Source organism: Kytococcus sp. HMSC28H12, from assembly GCF_001816045.1.
Classification (GTDB): domain Bacteria; phylum Actinomycetota; class Actinomycetes; order Actinomycetales; family Dermatophilaceae; genus Kytococcus; species Kytococcus schroeteri.
In genome coordinates, this window is record NZ_KV824334.1 from 1 (window position 1) to 2,814 (window position 2,814).

The window sequence follows — 2,814 nt, forward strand, 5'->3', positions numbered from 1 at the left end:
GGGCGCGGAGTCCTCCGCGCCCGCACCGGTCGGTGGGTGTCAGAGCGTGGCGAGCGCCGCGTTGCGCAGCTGCCGGCCGTAGTGCTCGTGCATCGTCACCTTGTGCTCCAGGTTCTCGATGACGGCCGGGGCGAAGTCCACCTCGTACAGCGCCTGGCAGGAGCCGAGGCCGCCGGGGCTGAACACGTTGACCTCCATGAGCTTGTCGCCCACGATGTCCAGGCCCACCAGGAACATGCCGTCGGCCACCAGCTTGGGCCGCACGGCCTCCACCAGCTCGAGCATGCCGTTGGTGACCTCCACCTTCTCGGCGGAGCCGCCGGCGGACATGTTGGAGCGGATGTCGTCGCTTCCGCTGCGGCGGCGGAAGGCGGCCACCTTGCCGTCCACCGTGAGCGGCTGGCCGTTCATGAGGAACATCCGCACGTCGCCGTCCTTGGCCTCCGGCAGGAACTCCTGGGCCACCACGTAGCCGTCGCGGGCGATCGCCTCGATGATCTGGTTGAGATTGGGGGCCTCGTCCTCGTTCACCAGGAACACGCCGGACCCGCCGGAGCCCTGCAGCGGCTTGAGCACGGCCTTGCCGCCCAGCTCCTGGACGAACTCCTCGATGCGCTTCTCGTCGCGGGAGATGAGCGTGCGGGGGCGCACCCGCTCGGGGAACTGCTGGAAGTAGGCCTTGCTCAGGGCCTTGCTCAGGGCGCTGGGGTCGTTCACCACCAGCACGCCCTGGGCGGCCATGAGCTCGCCGAAGGCGATGCCGGCGTTGTTGGCCCAGGCGCTGCCCTCGCCCTCGTCGGCGGGGTCGGCGCGCAGCATCACCACGTCGAACTCGGAGACGGCGAACTGCTCCTCGCTCTCGGGCTTCTGCACGTCCTCGAGGTAGCGCTCCAGGGAGCGGTAGTTCTTGTCCTTGGCGCTGCGGCCGCGGGCCATCAGGGTGCCGTCGGGCTCGTACCCGAAGTCGCCCATGCCCAGCAGCACCACCTCGTGGTCGCGGTTGGTGGCGGCCATGGCCAGGCGGGTGGTGGTGTAGACGTGCTTCTCGGTCATGACGTCGTTGACGACGAACGCGATCTTCATGTCATCTCCTGGGTCAGGGTGGACAGGTCGGTGGTCTTCACGGCCGCCTGCAGACGCTCGGTCGCGCCGGCGTCGAGCAGCCAGTTGGAGGTGATGCGGGCCGGCCGCAGCAGGCCGCGCGCATCGAGGTCCTGCACCAGCGGCAGGTCCGACAGGGCGAACTTGCCCAGGAACAGGGTGTCCAGGCGGCCGCCGGTGCGCAGGTGCTCGAGCAGGTCGAGCAGGCCGCGCAGGTACACGGCGTCCTTGGTGAGCCCACCGGAGCGGTAGACGCGCATGGTGGTGGTGTACGCCGAGCGCCTCGGCACGCCCTCGTCCACCAGGGCGCCGAAGGCCTCGGCGAAGCCGGCGCCCTCGAGCATCCGGTCCACGGTGAGCACGCGCACGGCCAGCTGGCGCAGCCGGAAGGGGGTCAGCCCGCCGACGGCGATCTCGCCGAGCACGGCCAGCCCCTCCTGCGTCTCGTCGTACCCGGCCAGGCCGGACCCGAGGGTCTTCATGGGCTGCCCGGAGCCGTTCACCTGGGTCACCAGGTGGGTGCCCACCTCGTGGTGGATGAGGGCGTCCACGCGGTTGGTGGGCACGCTCGCGGCCTCGCTGATGAGGAGGGTGTCGCCCTCCACCAGCACGCCCGAGGTGTCGCTGCGCACCTCGGCGTGGATGCTCACGTCCGGGTCCACCTCGCGGTAGCGGGCGATCTCGTCCTGCGCTGCCTCGAGGAAGTCCTCGGCGTCCACCATCGAGCGGGGAGAGCCGGGCACGTCCAGCCCGGCCACGATGCGGCGAGCGGCGTCGCGCAGCTCGGTGGAGACCGCGCCGTAGAGCTCCACGGACATCTCGCGGAAGGTCTGTGAGCCGCGGCAGCGCAGCATGTCCAGCTGCAGCTGCATCTCGCGCCGCTTGTGGCGCAGCAGCTCGGCCAGCGTGGGGTCGGTGACCTCGTCCACCGGCACCTGGGCGATCTGCGCGGAGACCACGTCCGGGTCGGCGTCCAGCTCGCGGTAGGTGAACTCCGGCTCGGCGACCTCACCGTCGAGGAAGCGCTTCTTCTGCTCCTCGGCGTTCTCCGGGGTGACGTCCAGCAGGAAGCGCAGGGAGTCCGAGAGCATGGCCAGCGTGTGGTCCACGGCCAGGTCGGCCGGGTCCCAGGTGGCCTCCTCGGAGGACCCCTCGAGGGCGGTGGAGTCGGTGCTGGACGGGTCCTGCGGGGCCCCGCTCATCGGGTGCCCACCTCGCGCAGGGCGGCCAGCACCGGCTCGTGGGTGGCCGTGAGTGCACGCTGCAGCTGCTCCACGTGGGCGTCGTCCGGCCGGCCGGTCCACTCGTCCATGTAGAGCTTCTTGAACTCCAGCGCCAGGCACAGGCCGGTCGAGGGGTAGCGCTCGTGCACGAACCACGCCAGGGCGCGGCCCTCGAACTTCACGTTCTCCCGCACGTCGATGCGCTCGCCGTCCACCTCCTGGGACCCCAGGGACCGGGTGAAGGCGTCCACCACCGGGCGCCAGTGGGCGTCCACGGTGCCGGTGCCGAGGTTCACCTGGGGGTTCTCCTCCACCGGCTCGGGCTCGGCGTCGGCGCCGTTGCGGCGGTGGTTGTAGGAGTGCACGTCGTACACCACGAACGGCCCGCGGGCGGCCAGCTCGTCGAGGCGCTCGGCCAGGTCGGCGTAGAAGCGGTCGTACTGCTCCAGGCTGCGGGCGGCCACGTCCTCGTCCAGCGTCCCGTCGGCCC

The 2,814-nt window shown here is 71.0% G+C and carries 3 protein-coding genes; all 3 read right to left on the bottom strand.

Going from position 1 to position 2,814, the window contains the following annotated elements:
• Nucleotides 1-39: 39 nt before the first annotated feature.
• Complete coding sequence (locus HMPREF3099_RS03030) at nt 40-1,083, bottom strand: glutathione synthase (protein ID WP_070703824.1); 1,044 nt, start codon at nt 1,081-1,083, stop codon at nt 40-42.
• Entirely contained in the window at nt 1,080-2,303 is a 1,224-nt protein-coding gene (locus HMPREF3099_RS03035) for a flavohemoglobin expression-modulating QEGLA motif protein (protein ID WP_083323443.1), read from the bottom strand. The genes HMPREF3099_RS03030 and HMPREF3099_RS03035 overlap by 4 nt, the downstream gene beginning before the upstream one ends.
• On the bottom strand, nt 2,300-2,814 hold a 515-nt coding region (locus HMPREF3099_RS03040; RefSeq protein WP_141761957.1), incomplete at its 5' end, for an N-formylglutamate amidohydrolase. The genes HMPREF3099_RS03040 and HMPREF3099_RS03035, both read right to left, overlap by 4 nt.

What these genes read in the sequence shown, in the direction of transcription:
- HMPREF3099_RS03030 (WP_070703824.1), bottom strand. Translation starts at nt 1,083, where the DNA reads ATGAAGATCGCGTTCGTCGTCAACGACGTCATGACCGAGAAGCACGTC.
- HMPREF3099_RS03035 (WP_083323443.1), bottom strand. Translation starts at nt 2,303, where the DNA reads ATGAGCGGGGCCCCGCAGGACCCGTCCAGCACCGACTCCACCGCCCTC.